The 22,734-nt window shown below is 69.1% G+C and carries 20 protein-coding genes; 12 read left to right on the forward strand and 8 right to left on the reverse strand.

Annotation, left to right across the window (positions count from 1 at the left end; all coding sequences use genetic code 11):
- Window positions 1-18: 18 nt before the first annotated feature.
- The 4 genes from mptB to W7S_RS15850 all read left to right on the forward strand — a co-directional run bounded on the left by mptB (window position 19) and on the right by W7S_RS15850 (window position 4,467).
- On the forward strand, window positions 19-1,722 hold the full coding sequence (mptB, locus tag W7S_RS15835) for a polyprenol phosphomannose-dependent alpha 1,6 mannosyltransferase MptB (RefSeq protein WP_014711996.1): 1,704 nt from the start codon (window positions 19-21) through the stop codon (window positions 1,720-1,722).
- On the forward strand, window positions 1,719-2,678 hold the full coding sequence (locus tag W7S_RS15840; protein ID WP_014711997.1) for an ABC transporter ATP-binding protein: 960 nt from the start codon (window positions 1,719-1,721) through the stop codon (window positions 2,676-2,678). Before mptB ends, W7S_RS15840 begins: the two co-directional genes overlap by 4 nt.
- Window positions 2,675-3,451: an ABC transporter permease gene (locus W7S_RS15845; RefSeq protein ID WP_036429002.1), complete on the forward strand. Its 777-nt coding sequence runs from the start codon at window positions 2,675-2,677 to the stop codon at window positions 3,449-3,451. The genes W7S_RS15840 and W7S_RS15845 overlap by 4 nt, the downstream gene beginning before the upstream one ends.
- Before the next feature lie 62 nt (window positions 3,452-3,513).
- Window positions 3,514-4,467 carry a heme A synthase gene (locus tag W7S_RS15850; RefSeq protein ID WP_008258101.1) on the forward strand — a complete coding sequence of 318 codons (954 nt, stop codon included), beginning with the start codon at window positions 3,514-3,516 and terminating at the stop codon, window positions 4,465-4,467.
- On the opposite strand, the gene W7S_RS15855 is transcribed toward W7S_RS15850, so the two are convergent.
- Entirely contained in the window at window positions 4,417-5,067 is a 651-nt protein-coding gene (locus tag W7S_RS15855; protein ID WP_036429004.1) for a hypothetical protein, read from the reverse strand. The two genes, W7S_RS15850 and W7S_RS15855, sit on opposite strands and share 51 nt — an antisense overlap.
- Window positions 5,068-5,086: 19 nt before the next feature.
- On the opposite strand from W7S_RS15855, the gene W7S_RS15860 reads away from it, so the two are divergent.
- Complete coding sequence (locus W7S_RS15860) at window positions 5,087-6,061, forward strand: quinone oxidoreductase (protein ID WP_008258103.1); 975 nt, start codon at window positions 5,087-5,089, stop codon at window positions 6,059-6,061.
- Between the two features lie 277 nt (window positions 6,062-6,338).
- On the opposite strand, the gene W7S_RS15865 is transcribed toward W7S_RS15860, so the two are convergent.
- Window positions 6,339-7,265, reverse strand: coding sequence for a heme o synthase (locus tag W7S_RS15865; RefSeq protein WP_008258105.1), 927 nt, complete (start codon window positions 7,263-7,265; stop codon window positions 6,339-6,341).
- Window positions 7,266-7,520: 255 nt separating this feature from the next.
- Here W7S_RS15865 and tkt point away from each other — a divergent pair, with 255 nt between their 5' ends.
- Genes tkt through W7S_RS15900 form a run of 7 tightly spaced genes read left to right on the forward strand, consistent with a single transcriptional unit; the run spans window position 7,521 to window position 15,348 of the window.
- Window positions 7,521-9,620, forward strand: coding sequence for a transketolase (tkt, locus tag W7S_RS15870; RefSeq protein WP_008258107.1), 2,100 nt, complete (start codon window positions 7,521-7,523; stop codon window positions 9,618-9,620).
- A gap of 16 nt (window positions 9,621-9,636) precedes the next feature.
- Window positions 9,637-10,758: a transaldolase gene (gene tal, locus W7S_RS15875; protein ID WP_008258113.1), complete on the forward strand. Its 1,122-nt coding sequence runs from the start codon at window positions 9,637-9,639 to the stop codon at window positions 10,756-10,758.
- Window positions 10,755-12,299, forward strand: a complete 1,545-nt coding sequence (gene zwf / locus W7S_RS15880) for a glucose-6-phosphate dehydrogenase (RefSeq protein ID WP_008258114.1) — start codon at window positions 10,755-10,757, stop codon at window positions 12,297-12,299. The genes tal and zwf overlap by 4 nt, the downstream gene beginning before the upstream one ends.
- Entirely contained in the window at window positions 12,299-13,210 is a 912-nt protein-coding gene (gene opcA, locus W7S_RS15885) for a glucose-6-phosphate dehydrogenase assembly protein OpcA (protein WP_008258116.1), read from the forward strand. Before zwf ends, opcA begins: the two co-directional genes overlap by 1 nt.
- Complete coding sequence (gene pgl, locus W7S_RS15890; protein WP_014711998.1) at window positions 13,207-13,962, forward strand: 6-phosphogluconolactonase; 756 nt, start codon at window positions 13,207-13,209, stop codon at window positions 13,960-13,962. Before opcA ends, pgl begins: the two co-directional genes overlap by 4 nt.
- A gap of 45 nt (window positions 13,963-14,007) precedes the next feature.
- A complete protein-coding gene (locus W7S_RS15895) occupies window positions 14,008-14,406 on the forward strand; it encodes a hypothetical protein (RefSeq protein ID WP_009955772.1) in 399 nt (132 codons plus the stop codon).
- A gap of 12 nt (window positions 14,407-14,418) precedes the next feature.
- Window positions 14,419-15,348, forward strand: a complete 930-nt coding sequence (locus W7S_RS15900) for a histone deacetylase family protein (RefSeq protein ID WP_014711999.1) — start codon at window positions 14,419-14,421, stop codon at window positions 15,346-15,348.
- Window positions 15,349-15,362: 14 nt separating this feature from the next.
- Here W7S_RS15900 and W7S_RS15905 read toward each other — a convergent pair whose 3' ends face one another.
- The 6 genes from W7S_RS15905 to gap form a co-directional block, all read right to left on the reverse strand.
- On the reverse strand, window positions 15,363-16,352 hold the full coding sequence (locus W7S_RS15905; protein WP_009951912.1) for an aldo/keto reductase: 990 nt from the start codon (window positions 16,350-16,352) through the stop codon (window positions 15,363-15,365).
- A 130-nt stretch (window positions 16,353-16,482) separates the two neighbouring features.
- Window positions 16,483-19,299, reverse strand: coding sequence for a phosphoenolpyruvate carboxylase (ppc, locus tag W7S_RS15910; protein ID WP_014385247.1), 2,817 nt, complete (start codon window positions 19,297-19,299; stop codon window positions 16,483-16,485).
- 38 nt (window positions 19,300-19,337) lie between these two features.
- Window positions 19,338-19,571, reverse strand: a complete 234-nt coding sequence (gene secG / locus W7S_RS15915; RefSeq protein ID WP_008258126.1) for a preprotein translocase subunit SecG — start codon at window positions 19,569-19,571, stop codon at window positions 19,338-19,340.
- A gap of 30 nt (window positions 19,572-19,601) precedes the next feature.
- On the reverse strand, window positions 19,602-20,387 hold the full coding sequence (tpiA, locus tag W7S_RS15920; RefSeq protein WP_009951908.1) for a triose-phosphate isomerase: 786 nt from the start codon (window positions 20,385-20,387) through the stop codon (window positions 19,602-19,604).
- Entirely contained in the window at window positions 20,384-21,619 is a 1,236-nt protein-coding gene (gene pgk, locus W7S_RS15925; protein WP_014712000.1) for a phosphoglycerate kinase, read from the reverse strand. The genes tpiA and pgk overlap by 4 nt, the downstream gene beginning before the upstream one ends.
- A gap of 3 nt (window positions 21,620-21,622) precedes the next feature.
- Window positions 21,623-22,642, reverse strand: coding sequence for a type I glyceraldehyde-3-phosphate dehydrogenase (gene gap / locus W7S_RS15930; RefSeq protein WP_009951905.1), 1,020 nt, complete (start codon window positions 22,640-22,642; stop codon window positions 21,623-21,625).
- Window positions 22,643-22,734: the final 92 nt, after the last annotated feature.

Raw genomic sequence — 22,734 nt, forward strand, 5'->3', positions numbered from 1 at the left:
ACGGCTACGCTGCTGAAGATGTCAGCCCGCCACCACACGCTGAGCTCGTCGATCGCGAGTCTGCACGGCGACGAGCAGGCGGTGGGTACGCCGCTGAACGATACCGAGCTGACCTCGCTCCGCCGCATCCGCCTGTTCGGCGCCAGCGGCACGATGCTGATGGCGATCGGCGCGCTGGGCGCCGGGGCGCGGCCCGTCGTGCAGGACCCGACGTTCGGGGTGCGGCTGCTCAACCTGCCGTCGCGCATCCAGACCGTGTCGTTGACGATGACGACCACGGGCGCAGTCATGATGGCGCTGGCCTGGCTGATGCTCGGCCGGTTCGCGCTGGGCAACCGGCGGATGTCGCGCGGTGACCTGGACCGCACCCTGCTGCTGTGGGTGCTGCCGCTGCTGATCGCCCCACCGATGTACAGCAAGGACGTCTACTCCTACCTGGCGCAGAGCCAGATATCCCTGGAGGGGCTCGACCCGTACCGGGTCGGCCCGGCCTCCGGGCTGGGCCTGTCCCACATCTTCACCCTGTCCGTGCCGACCCTGTGGCGCGAGACGCCCGCGCCCTACGGCCCGCTGTTTCTGTGGATGGGGCGCGGCATTTCGGCGATCACCGGGGAGAACATCGTCGCCGCCGTGCTGTGCCACCGGCTCGTCGAGCTGCTCGGCGTCGCACTGATCGTGTGGGCGACGCCCCGGCTGGCCCGGCGCTGCGGCGTCGCCGAGGTCAGCGCGCTGTGGCTGGGCGCGGCCAATCCGCTGCTGATCATGCATCTGGTGGCCGGCGTGCACAACGAGGCGCTGATGCTGGGCCTGATGCTGGCGGGCGCCGAATTCGCGCTGCGCGGTGTCGACACCCCGCGCCTGCTGCCGCGCTCCCTCAAGCCGGGTCCCGACTGGGAACCGCTGGGCATGCTGGTGGCCGGCGCCGTCCTGATCACGCTGTCGTCGCAGGTGAAGCTGCCGTCGCTGCTGGCGCTGGGCTTCGTCACGATGGCCCTGGCCTACCGGCGGGGAGGAAACCTGCGCGCCCTGCTGTTGACCGGCGGCGGCATGGCGGCCCTGTCGCTGGCGGTGATGGCCGTCGTCGGCTGGGCCAGCGGCCTGGGCTTCGGCTGGATCTACACGCTGGGCACCGCGAACGTGGTGCGCAGCTGGATGTCGCCCCCGACGCTGCTGGCGCTCGGCACCGGGCAGGTGGGCATCCTGCTGGGCCTGGGCGATCACACCACCGCGGTGTTGGGACTGACCCGTGCGATCGGTGTGCTGATCATCACGGTCATGGTGGCGTGGCTGCTGCTGGCCGTCTTCCGCGGCCGGTTGCACCCGATCGGCGGCCTCGGCGTCGCGCTGGGCATCTGCGTGCTGCTGTTCCCGGTCGTGCAGCCCTGGTATCTGCTGTGGGCGATCATCCCGCTGGCCTGCTGGGCCACCCGCACCGGCTTCCGGGTGGCGGCGATCGTCATCAGCCTCGTCGTCGGCATCTTCGGCCCGACCGCCAACGGCGACCGGTTCGCGCTGTTCCAGATCGTGGACGCCACCTTGGCCAGCACCGTCATCGTGGTGCTGCTCATCGCGCTGACCTATACCCGGTTGCCCTGGCGGCCCCCGCCGGCGCAGTCCCGGGAAATCGACCCCCGACCGGCCGCCGACCCGTCATCGCCCGCGCAACCTGCCCCGACCCCGCGGCCGGCGCCGACCCATGACGCCTACGCTGATTCCACGTGAGCCGCGCCGACGACGTCCGCGAATCCCGCGAATCCCCCGAAACTGTCGTGCGGCTGCGCGGCGTGAGCAAGCACTACGGATCCACCACAGCGGTCTCCGATCTCGAGCTGGAAGTGCACGCCGCCGAGGTGCTGGCCCTGCTCGGGCCCAACGGCGCCGGTAAGACCACGACGGTCGAGATGTGCGAGGGCTTCGTGCGCCCGGACGCCGGCACCATCGAGGTGCTCGGCCTGGACCCGATCGCCGACAACGCGCGGCTGCGGGCGCGGATCGGCGTGATGCTGCAGGGCGGCGGCGGGTACCCGGCGGCCCGCGCCGGCGAGATGCTCGACCTGGTGGCCGCCTACGCGGCCGATCCGCTGGACCCGGCCTGGCTGCTGGACATCCTGGGCCTCACCGACGCCGCGCGCACCACCTACCGGCGGCTCTCCGGCGGGCAACAGCAACGGCTCGCGCTGGCGTGCGCGCTGGTCGGCCGGCCCGAATTGGTGTTCCTCGACGAGCCCACGGCGGGCATGGACGCCCACGCGCGGCTGCTGGTGTGGGAGCTGATCGACGCGCTGCGCCGCGACGGCGTGACGGTCCTGCTGACCACCCACCAGCTCAAGGAGGCCGAGGAACTCGCCGACCGGATCGTCATCATCGACAACGGGGCGACGGTCGCCTCGGGCACGCCCACGGAGCTGATGCGCAGCGGGGCCAAGGACCAGTTGCGGTTCAGCGCGCCGCCACGGCTCGACCTCTCCCTATTGTCCGCGGCGCTGCCCGAGGACTACAAAGCCACCGAGGTGACGCCGGGCGAGTACCTGGTCGAGGGCCCGGTCGACCCGCAGGTGCTCGCGACGGTCACGGCGTGGTGTGCCCGGATCGACGTGCTGGCCACCGACATGCGCGTCGAGCAACGCAGCCTCGAGGACGTGTTCCTCGACCTCACCGGCAGGAAGTTGCGGCCATGAGCGAATCACCTTTCCCCGCAGGCACTTTCGCGCCCGACCCGCGCCCCAGCACGGTGCCTAAGATGCTGGCCGCGCAGTTCGGTCTGGAGCTCAAGCTGCTGCTGCGCAACGGCGAACAACTGCTGCTGACCATGTTCATCCCGATCACGCTGCTGGTCGGGCTCACGCTGCTGCCGCTCGGCTCGTTCGGCCAGCACCGCGCCGCCACGTTCACCCCGGTCATCATGGCGCTGGCGGTGATCTCGACCGCGTTCACCGGGCAGGCGATCGCGGTCGCCTTCGACCGCCGCTACGGGGCTTTGAAACGGCTTGGCGCCACGCCACTTCCGGTGTGGGGCATCATCGCGGGCAAGTCCCTGGCCGTCGTCACGGTCGTGTTCTTGCAGGCAATCCTGTTGGGCGCCATCGGTTTTGCGCTGGGTTGGCGACCCGCGTTGCTCGCGTTGGCGTTGGGCGCGGGGGTCATCGCGCTCGGCACCGTGGTGTTCGCGGCCCTCGGCCTGTTGCTCGGCGGGACGCTGCGGGCCGAGATCGTGCTCGCGGTCGCCAACCTGATGTGGTTCGTCTTCGCCGGCCTGGGCGCGCTGACCGTGGAGACCGACATCATCCCGACGGGGGTGAAATGGGCGGCCCGGCTGACCCCGTCGGGCGCGCTGACCGAGGCGCTGTCCCAGGCGATGACCATGTCGGTGGACTGGTTCGGGGTGATCGTCCTGGCGGCCTGGGGCGCGCTGGGCGCGCTGAGCGCGCTGCGCTGGTTCCGGTTCACCTGACGACCGTTCGGCGACCCAGGGCGTACTACAACATGTAGTTTTCGGTGCCTTAGGATCGGGCCGTGCTCGGACGAACGCTGTTGCGGCTGGTGGACCTGCTCCCCAATCCCAGTCTGGGCGTCCAGCGGCTGATCGCCGCGGCCGTCATCCTGACCCAGGGCGGCATCGCCATCACCGGCGCGATCGTGCGCGTCACCGCCTCGGGGCTGGGCTGCCCCACCTGGCCGCAATGCTTTCCGGGCAGCTTCGTCCCGGTGGCCCACGCCGAGGTGCCGCGCATCCACCAGGCCGTCGAGTTCGGCAACCGGATGGTCACCTTCGCCGTGGTGATCACCGCGGCGTTGGCCGTGCTCGCGGTGACGCGGGCCCGCCGACGGCGCGAGGTCCTGGTGTATGCGTGGCTGATGCCGGTGTCGACCGTCGTCCAGGCGGTCATCGGCGGCATCACCGTGCGCACCGGGCTGCTGTGGTGGACGGTGGCCATCCACCTACTGACGTCGATGACGATGGTTTGGCTAGCGGTGCTGCTCTACGTCAAGATCGGCGAGCCCGACGACGGAGCCGTGCGCGTACTGATCCCCCCGCCGCTGCGCGCGCTGACCGCGCTCTCGGGCGTGAACCTGGCCGCGGTGCTGATCACCGGCACGCTGGTGACGGCCGCCGGCCCCCACGCGGGTGACCGCAGCGCCACCCGGACGGTGCCGCGACTCAAGGTCGAAGTCGCCACTTTGGTGCACGTGCACTCCTCGCTGCTGGTCGCCTACCTCGCGCTGGTCGTGGGCCTGGGCTTCGGGCTGCTGGCGGTGCGCGCCACCCGCCCCGTGCTGCGGCGGCTCGGCGTTCTGCTCGTCCTGCTGTGCGCGCAGGCCGCCGTCGGCACCGCCCAGTACTACACCGGCGTCCCGGCGGCGCTCGTCGCCCTGCACGTTGCGGGGGCCGCGGCGGCCACCGCCGCCACCGCGGCGCTATGGGCGTCGATGCGAGAACGGGCCGAGCCCGAGCCGCTCGCAGCCTGACTCGACCGCCACGGCGAACCGGCGCTGCGCGAGCTCGCGGGTGGCGGCGTCCACGTGCCGCCAACCCAGTTGCGGCGCAACGAGATCCAGCTTCACCAACCGGTCCCCCGCCACGTCGGCGCGCGCGTAGAGGAGCTCCCGCGCGCCGACCCCGGCGCGTTCGGCGGCCGCTGCCAGCGCGGCATAGACGAGGTCCCAGGACTCGAACTCCGGTTCGCCCGGCCAGGCGTGCGATCGCTCCCCGCCGAGAAAGATCAACGTCGAGCGGGCCGCCGCGCCAGGGTCAGTCGGGATCCCGTCGTCCGCGAGATCGCGCAGATAGCGCTCAGCGAAATTCCAGGCGATGGCGTCGGGCGGGTTGAGCAGGTGGCGCACCCGGCGGGTCCAGGCCAGGAATTCGTCGCGCCGGCCCGGCCCGACCGGGGCGGCCCGCAGGATCACCAGGTCGGCCTGGGCGGCCCCCGGGTCGTCCCAGGACAGCCACCGCGCGTGCAGGCCACGCCGGCGCAGCGCGGGCACCAGCCCCGCGTCGTCGGGGTCGTCGCCGGGCCCCGCCAGCACGATGCGGGGATGGAAGACGTCCGGACGAGCGAGCTTCATGCCCGGGCATGATAAGCACATGCACGCAATCGAAGTCAGCGAAACCGGCGGCCCCGAGGTGCTGCGCTACGTCGATACGCCGCAACCCTCCCCCGGCCCGGGCGAGGTGCTGATCGAGGCCGAGGCCATCGGCGTCAACTACATCGACACGTATTTCCGCTCGGGCCAGTACCCGCGCCAGCTGCCGTTCATCCTCGGCCAGGAGACGAGCGGCACGGTGGTGGACACCGGCGAGGGCGTCGAGGGGTTCACCGCCGGCGACCGGGTGGTCACCGCCACGGCTTCCGGCGGTTATGCCGAATATGCCACCGCCCCAGCGTCTTTCACCGCGTCGGTGCCCGACGGCGTTCCCGCCGACGTGGCGGCCTCGGCGCTGCTGAAGGGGCTGACCGCGCATTACCTGTTGAAGTCGGTGTATCCGGTGCAGGCCGGCGACACGGTGCTGGTGCACGCCGGCGCGGGCGGTGTCGGACTGATCCTGACGCAGTGGGCGCACCTGCTCGGCGCGCGGGTGATCACGACGGTCTCGACCCCGGAGAAGGCGCGGATGTCGGCGAAGGCCGGCGCCGACGAGGTGCTCTCCTACCCCGACGACGCCGACGAGTTCGGCGAGCGGATCCGGGCGTTGACCGACGGTGCCGGGGTGGCCGCGGTGTACGACGGCGTGGGCGCGACCACCTTCGACGCCAGCCTGGCCAGCCTGGCCGTGCGGGGCACGCTCGCGCTGTTCGGCGCGGCCAGCGGGCCCGTTCCGCCGTTCGATCCGCAGCGGCTCAATGCCGCCGGCTCCGTGTTTTTGACCCGGCCGTCGCTGGCGCACTTCGTCCGCACCGGGCAGGAATTCAGCTGGCGCGCAGAGGAATTGTTCGCCGCGATCGCCCGTGGCGACATCACCGTCGAGGTCGGCGGGCGTTACCCTCTGGCCGATGCCGCCCGCGCCCACGAGGACCTGCAGGGCCGCAAGACCACGGGCTCGATCGTGCTGGTGCCCTGAGGGCTGTCGAGTCACAGCGGCCACATTGGTTCGCCGCGGAAGGCATGGGCGTTTTGCCCACCTCCGAGCGACAACGCATCGCGGTGGGGTTGCCGTTACTAGGCGCGGTGGGGTTGCCCTTACGCGCCGTGGTGGGTTGCCGCTACCCGCCGTGGTGGGGTTGCGACAACTCGGGCCGGACGATTGTCGCGGGGAGGTGGGCATTCGCGGTCCACTCTCTCGGAGAGACTGGAGTGGCCCAAGTGACTGGCGGCGCCCGAGTGGCGGCCCCAGATCGTCAGAACAGGTGCGGCAGCCCGATGGCCGAGTCGATCGCCAACGCGCAGAACACCACCGCCAGGTAGTTGTTCGACTGCAGGAACAACCGCAGCGGCTTGACCGGCTCACCGACGCGCACCCCCGCGTACAGCTGGTGCGCCATCGCCAGGAACCACACCCCGGCCACCACGGCGACCGCCGCGTACAGCCAGCCCGTCGCCAGCGCCAGCGCCAGGGTGGACAGCACCGTCAGCCAGGTGTAGATCAGGATCTGCTTGGTCACCTGGCGCTCGGTCGCGACAGCCGGCAGCATCGGGACGCCCGCCGCTTTGTAGTCGTCCTTGTAGCGCATCGCCAGCGCCCAGGTGTGCGGCGGCGTCCAGAAGAAAATGATGGCGAACATCACCAAGGCGGGCCAGCCGATCGTGTTCGTCACGGCGGACCAACCGATCATCACCGGCATGCAGCCGGCCGCACCGCCCCACACGACGTTCTGCGAGGTGCGGCGCTTGAGCAGCAGTGTGTAAACGAACACATAGAACGCGATCGTCGCCAGGGCCAGCAGCCCCGACAGCAGGTTGGTCGTCCACCACAGCCAGAAGAACGACCCGACCGTCAGCACCAGCCCGAGCACCAGGGCGTTGCGGGTGGGCACCGCGGCCCTCGCCAGCGGCCGGCGCGCCGTGCGCTTCATCACCTTGTCGATGTCCGCGTCGGCCACGCAGTTCAGCGTGTTGGCGCCCCCGGCGGCCAGCATGCCGCCGATCAGGGTGTTGACGATCAGCAGCGGGTTGACCGTGCCGCGCTGCGCGAGCAGCATCGCCGGGATCGCGGTCACGAGCAGCAGCTCGATGACCCGCGGCTTGGTCAGCGCCAGGTACGCCAGCACCGTGCCTCGCACCCGGCTTGGCAATCGGCTCGGCGCGGCGCGCCCGCGAACGCTCACGCAATAACTCCTCGGGGTCGCAGCGGCGCGCAGCATCTACTACAGACGATGGTAGACCGAGTGGCGGCGATGCCCCGCCCGTGGGTCGGTTCCCGCAGACTTTTCCCAGTTTTCCGAACTGAATGTTAAGGGCTTTCGACGGGCGCGTAATTTTCTCACCTGCCGGCCGCGGGTACCCGAAATCCTGCTCTGCAAGAGCCGGCCCTCCCGCACTAGGGTGGGATTGATCAGCTCGATGACCCAAGGACTGAGTCTGTGACGACACTCGAAGAGATCTCCACGCTGACCCAACCGCACCTCCCGGACGACTGGTCCGAGCTCGACTCGGCCGCCGTCGACACCATTCGGGTGCTGGCGGCCGACGCGGTGCAAAAGGTCGGCAACGGCCACCCCGGGACGGCGATGAGCCTGGCCCCGCTGGCGTACACGCTGTTCCAGCGGACGATGCGCCACGACCCCAGCGACACCTACTGGCTGGGCCGCGACCGGTTCGTCCTGTCGTGCGGACACAGCAGCCTGACCCTGTACCTGCAGCTGTACCTGGGCGGTTTCGGCCTGGAGCTCTCCGACATCGAGTCGCTGCGCACCTGGGGATCCAAGACGCCCGGGCACCCGGAGTTCCGCCACACCAAGGGCGTTGAGATCACCACCGGTCCGCTCGGGCAGGGCCTGGCGTCCGCCGTCGGCATGGCGATGGCCGCCCGCTACGAGCGCGGCCTGTTCGACCCCGACGCCGCCCCGGGCACCAGCCCGTTCGATCACTTCATCTACGTGATCGCCTCCGACGGGGACATCGAAGAGGGCGTCACCTCGGAGGCCTCGTCGCTGGCGGCCGTCCAGCAACTGGGCAACCTCATCGTTTTCTATGACCACAACCAGATTTCGATCGAGGACGACACCAACATCGCGCTGTGTGAGGACACCGCCGCGCGCTACGAGGCCTACGGCTGGCACGTGCAGAGGGTCGAGGGCGGCGAGAACGTCGTGGGCATCGAGGAGGCCATCGCGGCCGCCCAGGCCGTCACCGACCGGCCGTCGTTCATCGAGCTGCGCACCATCATCGGCTATCCCGCGCCGAAGTTGATGAACACCGGTAAGGCGCACGGCGCGGCGCTGGGCGACGAGGAGGTCGCCGCCGTCAAGCAGATCCTCGGCTTCGACCCGGACAAGAACTTCGAGGTGCGCGACGAGGTGATCGCCCACACCCGCAAGCTGGTCGACCGCGGCAAGGAAGCGCACGAGAAGTGGCAGGCGGATTTCGACGCGTGGGTGCAGCGCGAGCCCGACCGCAAGGCGCTGCTGGACCGGTTGACCGCCGAGGAACTGCCCGACGGCTGGGACGCCGACATCCCGCACTGGGAGCCGGGTTCCAAGGAGCTGGCCACCCGGGCGGCCTCGGGCAAGGTGCTGTCCGCGGTGGGACCGAAACTGCCCGAGCTGTGGGGCGGCTCGGCCGACCTCGCGGGCAGCAACAACACCACCATGGATGGCGTGAAATCCTTTGGCCCGCCGTCCATTTCGACGAAGGACTACACCGCCGACTGGTACGGTCGCACGCTGCATTTCGGCGTTCGCGAGCACGCGATGGGTGCGATCCTGTCCGGCATCGTGCTGCACGGCCCCACCCGCGCGTACGGCGGCACGTTCCTGCAGTTCTCGGACTACATGCGGCCCGCGGTGCGGCTGGCCTCGCTGATGGACATCGACACCATCTACGTGTGGACGCACGACTCCATCGGGCTGGGCGAGGACGGCCCCACCCACCAGCCGATCGAGCACCTCGCGGCGTTGCGCGCCATTCCCAAGCTGTCGGTGGTGCGCCCGGCGGACGCCAACGAGACCGCGCACGCCTGGCGCACGATCCTGGCCCGTGGCAACGGCAGCGGCCCGGTGGGGCTGATCCTGACCCGCCAGGGCGTGCCGGTGCTCGAGGGCACCAGCGCCGAGGGGGTCGCCCGCGGCGGGTACATCCTGGGTTCGGACGGCGAGGAGGCCGGCCAGGACCCCGACGTGGTGCTGATCGCCACCGGCTCGGAGGTTCAGCTCGCCGTTAAGGCGCAGAAGTTGTTGGCGGACAAGGACATTGTGGCGCGGGTGGTCTCCATGCCGTGCGTCGAATGGTTCGAGTCCCAGCCCGACGACTACCGCGACAGCGTGCTGCCGCCGTCGGTGTCGGCACGGGTGGCCGTCGAGGCCGGCGTCGCGCAGAGCTGGCACAAGTTGGTCGGTGACACCGGGAAGATCGTTTCGATCGAGCACTACGGCGAATCCGCCGACTACAAGACCTTATTCCGTGAATTCGGCTTCACTGCCGAAGCCGTCGCTGCCGCCGCGGAACAAGTCGTGGATAACTGAGGAAAGGGTAATTCACATGACCGCTCAGAACCCTAACCTCGCGGCGCTGAGCGCCGCGGGCGTTTCCGTGTGGCTCGACGACCTGTCGCGGGAGCGGCTGCGGTCGGGGAACCTGCAGGAGCTCATCGACACCAAGAGCGTCGTCGGCGTGACCACTAACCCGTCGATCTTCCAGAAGGCGTTCGCCGAGGGCGATGCCTACGACAGCCAGATCGCCGAGCTCGCCGAGCGCGGCGCGGACGTCGACGCCACCATCCGCACCGTCACCACCGACGACGTGCGCAACGCGTGCGACGTGTTGACGCGCGAGTGGGAGAACTCCGACGGCGTCGACGGCCGGGTATCGATCGAGGTCGACCCCCGGCTGGCGGGCGACACCGACAAGACCATCGCTCAGGCCGTCGAGCTGTGGAAGATCGTCGACCGGCCGAACCTGTTCATCAAGATCCCGGCAACCGAGGCCGGGATTCCGGCGATCACCGCTGTTCTGGCGGAAGGGATTTCGGTCAACGTCACGCTGATCTTCTCCGTCGAGCGGTACCGGGCCGTGATGGACGCCTACCTGGCCGGCATGGAGAAGGCCCGCGAAGGCGGACACGACCTGTCCAAGATCCATTCGGTGGCTTCGTTTTTCGTCTCCCGGGTGGACACCGAGGTCGACAAGCGGCTGGAGAAGATCGGGTCCGAGGATGCCAAGGCGCTGCTGGGCCAGGCCGGTGTGGCCAACGCCCGGTTGGCCTACGCGGCCTACCAGGAGGTGTTCGAAGGCGGCGAGCGTTACCAGGCGCTCAAGGGCCACGGGGCCCGGGTGCAGCGTCCGCTCTGGGCGTCGACCGGGGTCAAGAACCCCGACTACTCCGACACCCTCTATGTCACCGAACTGGTGGCGCCCAACACGGTGAACACCATGCCGGAGAAAACAATTGACGCGGTCGCCGATCACGGTGTGATCAAGGGCGACACCGTCACCGGCACGGCCGCGGACGCCCAGGCGGTATTCGACAAGCTGGACCAGATCGGCATCGATCTGAGCGACGTCTTCGTGGTGCTCGAAGACGAAGGGGTGGAGAAGTTCGTGGATTCGTGGACCGAGCTGCTGGAGGAAACGCAGAAGCAGCTGGGTTCCGCCTCCAAATGAGCCCAGCCCGCACCGCGCAACAATGGCATAACCCGTTACGGGACAAGCGCGACAAGCGCCTGCCGCGCATCGCCGGGCCGTGCGGGATGGTCATCTTCGGTGTGACCGGCGACCTGGCGCGCAAGAAGGTCATGCCGGCGATCTATGACCTGGCCAATCGCGGGCTGCTGCCGCCGAGCTTTTCGCTGGTGGGCTTCGCCCGCCGGGATTGGAGCACGCAGGATTTCGGCAAGGTGGTGTACGAGGCCGTCAAGGAACATTGCCGCACCCCCTTCCGGGAGGAGAACTGGGAGCGGTTGGCCGAGGGATTCCGTTTCGTGCCAGGCGCTTTCGACGACGACGAGGCGTTCGGGCGGCTGGCCGAGACACTGGACAAGCTGGACGCCGAGCGGGGCACCGGTGGCAACCACGCCTTCTACCTGGCCATCCCGCCCAAGTCCTTCCCGGTCGTGTGCGATCAGCTGCACAAGTCCGGCCTGGCCCGCCCGCAGGGCGAGCGGTGGAGCCGGGTGGTCATTGAGAAACCGTTCGGCCACAACCTGGAGAGCGCGCAAGCGCTGAATCAGTCCGTCAACGCCGTCTTCCCCGAGGAGTCGGTCTTCCGGATCGACCACTACCTGGGCAAGGAGACGGTCCGCAACATCCTGGCGTTGCGGTTCGCCAATCAGCTGTTCGACCCGATCTGGAACGCGCACTACGTCGACCACGTGCAGATCACCATGGCCGAGGACATCGGCCTGGGCGGTCGGGCCGGCTACTACGACGGCATCGGCGCCGCGCGCGACGTCATCCAGAACCATCTGATGCAACTGCTGGCGCTGACCGCTATGGAGGAGCCGGTCAGCTTCAGCCCAAGGGCGTTGCAGGCCGAGAAGATCAAGGTGCTTTCGGCGACGCAGCTCGCCGAGCCGCTCGACGAGACCACCAGCCGCGGTCAGTACTCCGCGGGGTGGCAGGGCGGCGAGAAGGTCCTCGGGCTGCTCGACGAAGAAGGGTTCGCCAAGGACTCGACCACCGAGACGTTCGCGGCCATCACCCTCGAGGTGGACACCCGCCGCTGGGCGGGCGTGCCGTTCTACCTGCGAACCGGAAAACGGTTGGGCCGCAGGGTGACCGAGATCGCCCTGATCTTCAAGCGCGCACCGCACCTGCCGTTCGACGCGACCATGACCGACGAGCTGGGCACCAACGCCATGGTGATCCGCGTGCAGCCCGACGAGGGTGTCACGCTGCGGTTCGGGTCCAAGGTGCCCGGCACCGCGATGGAGGTCCGCGACGTCAACATGGACTTCTCCTACGGTTCGGCGTTCGCCGAGGAATCCCCGGAGGCCTACGAACAGTTGATCCTCGACGTGTTGCTGGGTGAGCCGTCGCTGTTTCCGGTCAATGAAGAGGTCGAATTGGCTTGGCAGATACTCGATCCCGTGCTGGATAACTGGGCGGCCGGCGGCAAGCCCGAGCCGTACGAGGCGGGCACCTGGGGCCCGGACTCCGCGTTCGAGATGCTGCACCGCACCGGCCGGGAATGGCGGCGGCCCTGATGATTATCGATATGCCGGACGCCACCACCACCGCGGTCAACAAGAAACTCGACGAACTCCGCGAGAGGGTCGGCGCCGTCGCGATGGGCCGGGTCCTGACGCTGATCATCGCGCCCGACAGCGAGGAGATCCTCGAGGAGTCGCTGCAGGCGGCCAACGACGCGAGCCACGAACACCCCAGCCGGATCATCGTCACGATGAGGGGAAATCCGTACGCGGACAAGCCCCGGTTGGACGCGCAGCTGCGCGCCGGTGGCGACACCGGCGCCAGCGAGGTCGTGGTGCTGCGGCTGTCGGGCGCGCTGTCGGGCCACGCGGCCAGCGTCGTCACCCCGTTCCTGCTCCCCGACATCCCGGTGGTGGCCTGGTGGCCCGACGTCGCGCCGGCGGTGCCCGCGCAGGATCCGTTGGGCCGGTTGGCGATCCGCCGCATCACCGACGCGACCAACGGGGTCGATCCGCTGGCGGCGATCAAGAGCCGGCTGCCGGGATACACCGCTGGTGACACCGACCTCGCCTGGGCGCGCATCACCTACTGGCGGGCGCTGCTGACCTCGGCCGTCGACTTGACGCCGCACGAGCCCATCGAGTCGGCGCTGGTGTCCGGCCTGGCCACCGAGCCGGCGCTCGACGTCCTGGCGGGGTGGCTGGCCAGCCGGATCGACGGCCCGGTGCGCAGGGCGGTCGGCGAGCTCAAGATCGAATTGACGCGCAGCAGCGAGACCATCGTGTTGAGCCGCCCGCAAGAAGGCAGGACGGCCACGCTGAGCCGGACGTCGCGGCCCGACGCGCTGCTTCCGTTGGCGCGCAGGGAAACCGGCGAGTGCCTCGCCGAAGACCTGCGTCGGCTGGATCCCGACGAGATTTACCAAACCGCGCTGGAAGGCATTGAGAAAGTGCAATACGTGTGAGCACCAGCATCGAAATCTTCCCGGACAGCCAGGCGCTGGTTGACGCCGCCGCGACGCGACTGACCGACACCATCGGGAAGGCGGTCGCGGCCCGCGGCCGCGCGCTCGTCGTGCTGACCGGCGGCGGCAACGGCATCGGGCTGTTGCGGTCGCTGGTGGACCGGCCGATCGAGTGGTCCAAGGTGCACCTGTTCTGGGGCGACGAACGCTACGTCCCCGAAGACGATGACGAGCGCAATGACAAGCAGGCGCGAGCCGCGTTGCTCGATCATGTCGACATCCCGTCCAGCCAGGTGCACCCGATGCCGGCCAGTGACGGCGAATTCGGCGGCGATCTGGCCGCGGCGGCGCTGGCCTACGAGCAACTGCTGGCGGCCAACGCCGCGCCCGGCCAGCCGGTGCCGAACTTCGACGTGCACCTGCTGGGCATGGGCCCCGAGGGCCACATCAACTCGCTGTTCCCGGACACCCCGGCCGTGCTCGAAACCACCCGCATGGTGGTGCCGGTCGAGGACTCCCCCAAGCCGCCGCCGCAACGAATCACCTTGACGCTGCCCGCGATTGCACGCTCCCGCGAAGTCTGGTTGATGGTGTCGGGCGCCGGGAAGGCCGACGCGGCGGCCGCGGCCATCGGTGGCGCCGCGCCGGTGTCGGTGCCGGCCGCCGGGGCGATCGGTCAAGAGACCACGCTCTGGCTGCTCGACGAGGACGCCGCAGCCAAGCTGCCGTCGGACCCGTCCGGCGTGGCCTGACGCGATTCGGACCGTGGGGTCCCCGGCCGGCCCGTCCGGGTCATAATGGCGGTCATGGCAGACAGAACCGTGCGCGGGGGGCAAGAGCGAAGCCGGATCAAGACGCTCACCCAGGCCGCCTTGAACGCCGACAAGACGGTGGAGCAGGTCGAAGACGTCCTCGACGGTTTGAGCAACACCATGAAAGAGCTGAGCAGCTCCCTGTCGGCACTGAACGCCACGGTGGAACGCCTGGAAGCCGGCCTCGATCACCTGGACGGCACCATGGCCAGCCTGGACGATCTGGCCAAGCGGCTGATCGTGCTGGTCGAACCCGTGGAGGCCATCGTCGCGCGGATCGACGAGATGGTGAAGGTGGGCGAGACCATGATGTCGCCCCTGGCGATCACCGAGCACGCGGTGCGCGGTCTGCTGGACAGGCTGCGCAACCGGACCGCGGAGTAGGCCCGGCCCCTGATGGCCACGCTGCTGCTGCACCACTCCGCCTTCGCCGCGCATCGGACGGCCCCCGGGCACCCGGAGCGGCCGGACCGCTACCGCGCGGTGGAGGCGGCGCTGCGCCAGCCCCGGTTCGACGCGCTGGTGCGCGAGACGGCCGAGCCGGCGGAGCTTGCCGCCGCGCGCTACGTGCATTCCAACCGCTACGTGGACGCGCTGGAGGCGGCGCGCCCCGAGCACGGCTACGTCTATCTCGACGGCGGCGACACCATGATGGAGCCCTCGACGTGGGAGACGGCCTTGCGCGGGGTGGGCGCCACGCTGCGGGCGGTGGACCGGGTGCTGGCCGGCGACGTGCAGAACGCGTTCGTCGCGTGCCGGCCGCCGGGGCATCACGCCGAATCCGAGCGCGCGATGGGCTTCTGCCTGTTCAACAACATCAGCATCGGCGCGCGGCACGCGCAGCGCAAACACGGGCTGATGCGCGTCGCCATCGTCGATTTCGACGTCCATCACGGCAACGGCACGCAGCAGATCTTCTACTCCGACCCGAGCGTGCTCTACGCGTCCACGCACCAGATGCCGCTGTTTCCCGGCACCGGCGCGGCGCGGGAAACCGGGGTCGGCAACATCTTCAACGCACCGCTGGCGCCCGGCGACGGCGGCGCCGAACTGCGCGCCGCCTTCGCCGAGCGGATCCTGCCCGCGCTGCACGCGTTTTCACCCGAACTGATCATCGTGTCCGCCGGATTCGACGCGCATGAGCGCGATCCGTTGGGCTCGCTGACCATGACGACCGACGACTTCGCTTGGGTCACCAGGGAATTGATGAAGTCGGCGGAGACGCTGTGCGACGGCCGATTGGTGGCGGTGCTCGAAGGCGGTTATGACCTGCAAGCCCTGGCCGATTCGGTGACCGCGCACGTCGGCGAGCTGGTGAAGGGCTAGGCGCCCTCCCCTGGTCAGCTCGCCTTTTTCTCGTGCATCTCGGGGGCCGGGCCGCCGACCGGCGTCGCCGACTTCATGATGTCCTCGATCGCGGCCAGGTCCGCGTCGGTCAGCGTGACGTCGGCCGCACCGGCGCTGTCCTGCAGGTAGGTGACGTGCTGCGCGCCCATGATGGCGGTGTGCACGCCGGGTTGCGCGAGCGTCCAGGCGATGGCCAGCTGGCTCGTCGTGACGCCGAGATCGATGGCCAAATGGCTCAGGTCATCAACGACTTTGAGGTTACGCAGATAATCCTCGCCGGTGAAGATCGGACTCTTGCCGCGCCAGTCGCCGTCGGCAAAGCTGGTGTCTGGCTTCATGGTTCCCGTGAGCAGGCCGTGCGCCAACGGTCCGTACACCATCACCCCGATGTCGTGGGCGTGGCAATAGGGCAGCAGGTCGGATTCGATGTCACGGCGAAACAGGTGGTACGGCGGCTGCACCGCTTCCACCGGAAGCGTGGCCGAAAGTTCCTCTATCTGGGTCGTGTCGTAGTTCGAGACACCGACGTGCCGAATCTTGCCCTCCGACACCAGTTCTGCGAGCGCTTCACCCGTCTCGGCCGCCGGAGTCGTGGGATCCGGCCAGTGGACCAGGTAGAGGTCGATGTAATCCACGCCCAGCGCGCGGAGGCTGGACTCGACACCGCTGCGCAGGTACTCGCGGCTGGCGTCGCGGACCAGTCCCGTGTCGGTTTTGCGCAACCCGCCTTTGGTGGCGATCACCAACTCGTCGCGGGCCCGCGCGAAATCGTCGCGAAGGGCCTTGCCGAGAATGCGCTCGGATTCCCCGAACCCGTATTGCTGGGCGGTATCGAAAAAGTTGATCCCCAGGTCACGAGCGCGTTGGATCATGGTGATCGCGGCGTCCTCATCGGCTTGGCCCCAGTCGCTGCTGAACGCCCAGGTGCCGAAGGCCAACCGGGAAACCTCAAGCCCCGTCTTACCGAATGTGATGGATTTCAAATGCCAACCTCCCCCATTGGATGTTCGTCCCTGCGTGCGCGGCCCGCGCAGGCAAGCCACGACTCAACCATAACGACGCCGACACCGCGTGCCGCAACACCGGTGGTCAGCGCGGGAAGTACGCGCGTCGTCAGCCGCTGTTGCGCAACGCGCTCGCCAGCCCGTTCATCGTCAGCAATATCCCGCGCTGCACCAATTCGTCGTCGTCGCCGGAGCGGTACCGGCGCAGCAACTCCACCTGGAGGTGGTTCAGCGGCTCGAGGTACGGGAAGCGATTGAACACCGACCGCGCCAGCGCGGGGTTGTCCGCGAGCAGGTTGTCCTGCCCGGTGATGAGCTTGTGCATGGCGATGGTTCGGCCGTGCTCGTCGACGATCTTGCCGAAGACCCGGCGCCGTAATTCCTCGTCGTCGACCAATTCGGCGTAGCGGGCCGCCAGGCCGAGGTCGCTTTTGGCCAGCACCTGAGCCAGATTCGACAGCACGCTGCGGAAAAACGGCCAGCGCTGGTACAAGTCGTGCAGGATGCTCACCCGCTCGGCCTCGCTCTGCGGGCCCGCCGCGATCCACTGCTCGAATGCCGACCCGGTGCCGTACCAGCCGGGCAGCATGACCCGCGACTGGCTCCACGCCAGCACCCACGGGATGGCGCGCAGGTCCGAGATCGACTCGGTGGGTTTGCGGGACGTCGGCCGGCTGCCGATGTTCAGCGACCCGATCTCGCTGACCGGGGTGGAGGCCATGAAGTAGTCGACGAAACCCGGTGTGTCGTGCACCAATTCGGCGTAGGCCCGCTGGGCCAGCACGGCCACCTCGTCGAGCACCGCGTACGCCGGTTCCGCGGCGTCGCCCAGGCCCTCGACGTCCAGCAGCGTGGACTCCAGCGTGGCGGCCAGCAGGCTTTCCAGATTGCGTTGCGCCACTCGCGGTTCGGCGTATTTGGCGGCGATCACCTCGCCCTGCTCGGTGAGCCGCAGCGAGCCGTTCACCGCGCCGGGCGGCTGCGCCAGGATCGCCTCGTAGCTCGGCCCGCCGCCACGCCCGACGGTGCCGCCGCGACCGTGGAAGAGCCGCAACCGGATTCCGGTTTTGCGCGCCACTTCCACCAGCGCCAGCTCGGCCCGGTACACCGCCCAGCTGGACGCCAAATACCCGCCGTCCTTGTTGGAGTCCGAGTAACCCAGCATCACTTCCTGGGTCTCGCCGCGCGCGGCCACCAGCGCCCGGTAGATCGGAAGTTCCAGCATCGCGTGCAGGATCGTCGCGCCGTTGTGCAGATCGTCGATGGTTTCGAACAGCGGGGAAATGCCCACGGGGCAGTAGGGTTCGGGACCGGACGCGTCGATCAGCCCCGCCTCTTTCAGCAGGATCGCGGCCTCGAGGACGTCGGAGACCGAACGGCACATCGAGATCACGTAGTTGGGGACGGCGGACGGTCCGTAGCGCTTGATGGCGTGCGCGGCGGCGCGCACCACATCCAGCTCGCCGCGGGCCAGGTCGGACAGCTGCGCGTCGTCGGCCACCAGCGGGCGGCGGGTGCCCAGCTCGGCCGCCAACAGCTCGACGCGCTCGTCTTCGGGCAGCGAACGGTAGTCCGGGTGCACGCCGGCCCACGCCAGCAGCTCGCAGATCACCTCTTCGTGCGCGTCGGAGTTCTGCCGCATGTCCAGGCCGCACAGGTGGAACCCGAAGACCCGCACGCCTTCTCGCAGCAGCGCCAGGCGGTCGTCGGCCAGCAGCGCGCTGCCGTGGCCGCGCAGCGACTCGTCCATGGTGTCGAGATCGGCCCCCAGTTCGGCCGGGGTTTCGTACGGCGGCAGCCCCAGATCCAGCACCTGCTGCGGTGTCCGGTCCAGGATCGCCGCGCTCGTCGCGCTGAGGCGGGCGCGGATCACCCGCACCGCCCGCCGGTACGGTTCGTCGGCGCGGGCCTTCTCCGCGCAGCCCCCGGCGAGTTCAGTCAGCGCGGGGGTGACCGAGACCAGGCGCGCCGACATCGACAGCTCCTGCTCCAGCGCGGTCAGTTCGGCCAGGTAGTGCGCCAGCGCGGTGAACGCGGCGCTGCCGGTGGCCTGGCGCACCACGTCGGCCGTCACGTTCGGATTGCCGTCGCGGTCCCCGCCGATCCAGGAGCCGGGCTGCAGCATCGGCTCGTCGAACAGGTCGGCGTCGGGCCAGCGGGCGCGCAGGGTGTCGCGGACCTCGGCGTTGACCTGCGGGATCACCTTGAAGAACGCGGCGGCGTAGTAGCGCAGACCCACCTCGATCTCGTCGGTGATCTGCAGGCGGGACAGCCGGATCAGCGCGGTCTGCCACAGCGTGAGGACCTGGCGGCGCAACTCGAGTTCGATGTTGCGCCCGTCGTCGGTCTCGGCGTGCCCCTCGGCGTGCAGCCGCATCAGCTCGTTGATCCGGTGCTGGGTGACGAAGACGGTGCGCCGGCGGGTCTCGGTGGGGTGGGCGGTGATCACCGGAGCGACCACGGCGCCCTTCAACGCGTCGGCAACCGTGTCCGAATCGAGTTGTGCCTCATCGAGTTTGGCGTAGGTCGCGGCCAGGGTGCTGTCCGGCGGTGGTTCGCCGGCGGCGACGTGGACAGCGCGGCGGCGCTCGCGGTGGATGTCTTCGGCGACGTTGGCCAGCAGCGCGAAGTGACTGAAGGCGCGGATGACCGGGATGGCCTGGTGGATGTCGATGCGATAGAACATCCGGGCCAGCTCCGCCCGGTCGATCTCGGAGCGGCGCACCCGGAACGATTCCACTCGGGCGCGTTCGACGAGCTCGAACACCTCGCGCCCGTTCTGCTCGCGCACCGTGTCGCCCAGGATGGCGCCCAGCAGCCGGATGTCGGCCCGCATCGGCTCGGTCGCCGCGCGCCCCACCGGGGTGCGCTGGACGGCGCCGATCGGTTCCAGGGTGTCCTCGGGGGCTTCGGAGGCGTCAGCCATGCGTCCCACTATCGGCGTGCCGCGGGGCGGTCAGGTCGTCAGTGGTACTTGATCAGCAGCGCCATGCCGATGATGCACACCAGCCAGATGCCGGTGATGAACAGCGTCAGGCGGTCCAGGTTCTTTTCCACCACGGTGGATCCGGACAGGCTCGATTGGACGCCACCGCCGAACAGCGTGGACAGGCCGCCACCCTTGGCGCGGTGCAGCAGCACCAGCAGCACCACCAGGATGCTGGTGACGACCAGGGTGATCTGCAAAGCCAACTGCATGACGGCCAGCCTACCGGTGCCTTGGCCGCATCACGGAAGAGGCCCACCGGCGGCGATGGCCGCCAGCGTGGCGAATTGCTCGCCGTCCAGCGACGCGCCGCCGACCAGGCCGCCGTCGATGTCGTCCTGGGCGACGAGCTCGCCGACGTTCTTGGCGTTGACCGAGCCGCCGTAGAGCACCCGCACCGAGTCGGCGACCTGGGGCGAGGCGAGCGACGCCAACTCCTTGCGGATCGCCGCGCACACCTCCTGGGCGTCGGCGGCGCTGGCCACCCGCCCGGTGCCGATCGCCCACACCGGCTCGTAGGCGATGACGACCTTGCCGATCTGTTCGGTGGACAGCCCGGCCAGCGACCCCCGCAGCTGCTCTTCGCAGTGGATGACGTGGTTTCCGGCCTCGCGCACCTCGAGGTGCTCGCCGATGCAGACGATCGGGGTCAGTTCGTGCTTGAGCGCCGCGGCGGTCTTGGCGGCGACGACGGTGTCGTCCTCGTGGTGGTACGTCCTGCGCTCGGAGTGCCCGACGACGACGAACGTGCAGCCCAGCTTGGCCAGGAAGGCGCCGCTGACCTCGCCGGTGTAGGCGCCGGCGTCGTGCTGGGACAGGTCCTGCCCGCCGTAGGTCAGCCGCAGCTTGTCGCCGTCGACCAGGGTCTGCACGCTGCGCAGGTCGGTGAACGGCGGCAGCACCGTGACGTCGACCTTGTCGTAGTACTTGTCCGGCAGCGCGAACGCGATCTTTTGCACCAGCGCGATCGCCTCGAAGTGGTTGAGGTTCATCTTCCAGTTGCCGGCGATCAGTGGCTTGCGGCTCACGCTGCGTCTCCAGTCGGTTGCGGACGGTCCAGTACCTCGACACCCGGAAGCGTCTTGCCCTCAAGGTATTCCAGCGACGCTCCCCCACCGGTGGAGATGTGCGAGAAGTCGCCTTCCGGGATGCCCAGCGCGCGCACGGCCGCCGCCGAGTCCCCGCCGCCGACCACGCTGAAGGCGCCCTTGCCGGTCGCGGTGGCGATCGCTTCGGCGACGCCCTTGGTGCCCGCGGCGAACGCCGGGAACTCGAACACGCCCATCGGCCCGTTCCAGAAGACGGTCTCGGCGTTGGACAGCAAGGTGGCGAACCGTTTGACCGATCCGGGCCCGATGTCCAGACCCATCAGGTCGTCCGGGATGGCGTCGGCGGCGACGGTCTGCGGTGTCGCGTCGGCGGCGAACTTGTCGGCCACCACGATGTCCACCGGGAGCCGCAGCACGTCGACGTAGGTGTCCAGCAGCCGCCGGCAGGTGTCCACCATCTCGGTCTCCAGCAGTGACTTGCCGACGGAAAAGCCTTGCGCGGCGAGGAAAGTGAAGCACATGCCGCCGCCGATGACGATGCTGTCGGCCTTGGTGGCCAGCGACTCGATGACCCCGAGCTTGTCGGACACCTTCGACCCGCCGAGCACCACGGCGTAGGGGCGTTTGGTGGAGCTGGTCAGCTGCTGGAGCACCTGGATCTCCTCGGCCACCAGCGTGCCGGCGTAGTGCGGCAGCAGGGTCGCGATGTCGTACACGGAGGCCTGCTTGCGGTGCACCACGCCGAAGCCGTCGGAGACGAAAGCGCCTGTGGGCCCGACCAATTCGGCGAGCTGGCGGGCGAGGGCGAGCCGCTCGGCGTCGTCCTTGCTGGTCTCGCGGGCATCGAAGCGGATGTTCTCCAGTAGCAGGACGTCGCCGTCGGTCAGCCCCTCGGCGCGGGCCAGCGCGTCGGTGCCGACGACATCCCCGGCCAACTGCACGTGGCGGCCCAGCTGCTCGGAGAGCGCCGCGGCGACCGGCGCCAGCGACAGCTTCGGGTCCGGCCCGTCCTTGGGACGCCCGAGGTGCGCGGTGACCACCACCTTGGCGCCCGCCTCGACGAGCGCCTTCAGCGTCGGCACCGAGGCGGTGATGCGCCCGGGGTCGGTGATCTTGCCGTCATCGAGCGGCACGTTCAGGTCCGAGCGCACCAGCACGCCTCGGCCCGAAACCCCCTCGCCGAGAAGGTCTTTGAGCGTGTGGACGGCCACGGGTTACAGCGACTTGCCGACCAGGGCGACCAGGTCCACCAGGCGGTTGGAGTAGCCCCATTCGTTGTCGTACCAGGACACCACCTTGGCCTGGTCGTCGATCACCTTGGTCAACCCGGAATCGAAGATCGAGCTGTGCGGGTCGGTGACGATGTCGCTCGAGACGATCGGCGCGTCGTAGTACTTGAGGATGCCCTTCATCGGCCCCTCGGCGGCCGCCTTCATCGCCGCGTTGATCTCCTCGGCGGTGGCGGACTTCTTCAGCTCGGCGGTCAGGTCGGTGACCGAGCCGGTGGGGATCGGCACGCGCAGCGCGTAGCCGTCGAGCTTGCCCTTCAGCTCGGGCAGCACCAGGCCGATGGCCTTGGCCGCGCCGGTGGAGGTCGGCACGATGTTCAGGGCGGCGGCGCGGGCGCGGCGCAGGTCCTTGTGCGGGCCGTCCTGCAGGTTCTGGTCCTGGGTGTAGGCGTGGATGGTGGTCATCAGGCCCTTGACGATGCCGAACTCGTCGTTGAGCACCTTGGCCAGCGGCCCCAGGCAGTTCGTGGTGCACGAGGCGTTGGAGATGATGTTCTGGCTGCCGTCGTACTTGTCGTCGTTGACGCCGAGCACGATGGTGATGTCCTCGTCGGTGGCCGGCGCGGAGATGATCACCTTCTTGGCGCCGGCGTCCAGGTGGCCCTTGGCCTTGGCGGCGTTGGTGAAGATGCCGGTGGACTCGACGACGACGTCGACGCCCAGGTCGCCCCAGGGCAGCGCCGCCGGGCCCTCCTTGACCTCCAGCGCCTTGATCTTGGCGTTGCCGACGACGATGGTGTCGTCACCCTCGAGGCTGACGTCGTGCGGCAGGCGGCCCAGGATGGAGTCGAATTTCAGCAGGTGCGCCAGGCTGGCGTTATCGGTGAGGTCGTTGACCGCGACCACCTCGATGTCAGCGGTGCCTTGCTCCTGTTGAGCCAGCAAGGCCCGGTAGAAGTTCCGCCCGATTCGACCGAAGCCGTTGATACCTACTCGGACCGTCACTTGTCTCTCCTCTGTCTTCTTTCCTGTGTCCGCTGATTTGCGCTCGTCGCCAGCCTAGATCAGCGCCGCCACCCGTTGCCGCGCTGGTACAT

Source organism: Mycobacterium sp. MOTT36Y, assembly GCF_000262165.1.
Classification (GTDB): domain Bacteria; phylum Actinomycetota; class Actinomycetes; order Mycobacteriales; family Mycobacteriaceae; genus Mycobacterium; species Mycobacterium intracellulare.

Coding starts and splice junctions, on each gene's coding strand:
- mptB (WP_014711996.1), top strand. CDS start 19: ATGTCAGCCCGCCACCACACGCTGAGCTCGTCGATCGCGAGTCTGCAC.
- W7S_RS15845 (WP_036429002.1), top strand. CDS start 2,675: ATGAGCGAATCACCTTTCCCCGCAGGCACTTTCGCGCCCGACCCGCGC.
- W7S_RS15855 (WP_036429004.1), bottom strand. CDS start 5,067: ATGAAGCTCGCTCGTCCGGACGTCTTCCATCCCCGCATCGTGCTGGCG.
- W7S_RS15860 (WP_008258103.1), top strand. CDS start 5,087: ATGCACGCAATCGAAGTCAGCGAAACCGGCGGCCCCGAGGTGCTGCGC.
- tal (WP_008258113.1), top strand. CDS start 9,637: ATGACCGCTCAGAACCCTAACCTCGCGGCGCTGAGCGCCGCGGGCGTT.
- zwf (WP_008258114.1), top strand. CDS start 10,755: ATGAGCCCAGCCCGCACCGCGCAACAATGGCATAACCCGTTACGGGAC.
- opcA (WP_008258116.1), top strand. CDS start 12,299: ATGATTATCGATATGCCGGACGCCACCACCACCGCGGTCAACAAGAAA.
- W7S_RS15895 (WP_009955772.1), top strand. CDS start 14,008: ATGGCGGTCATGGCAGACAGAACCGTGCGCGGGGGGCAAGAGCGAAGC.
- W7S_RS15900 (WP_014711999.1), top strand. CDS start 14,419: ATGGCCACGCTGCTGCTGCACCACTCCGCCTTCGCCGCGCATCGGACG.
- ppc (WP_014385247.1), bottom strand. CDS start 19,299: ATGGCTGACGCCTCCGAAGCCCCCGAGGACACCCTGGAACCGATCGGC.
- secG (WP_008258126.1), bottom strand. CDS start 19,571: ATGCAGTTGGCTTTGCAGATCACCCTGGTCGTCACCAGCATCCTGGTG.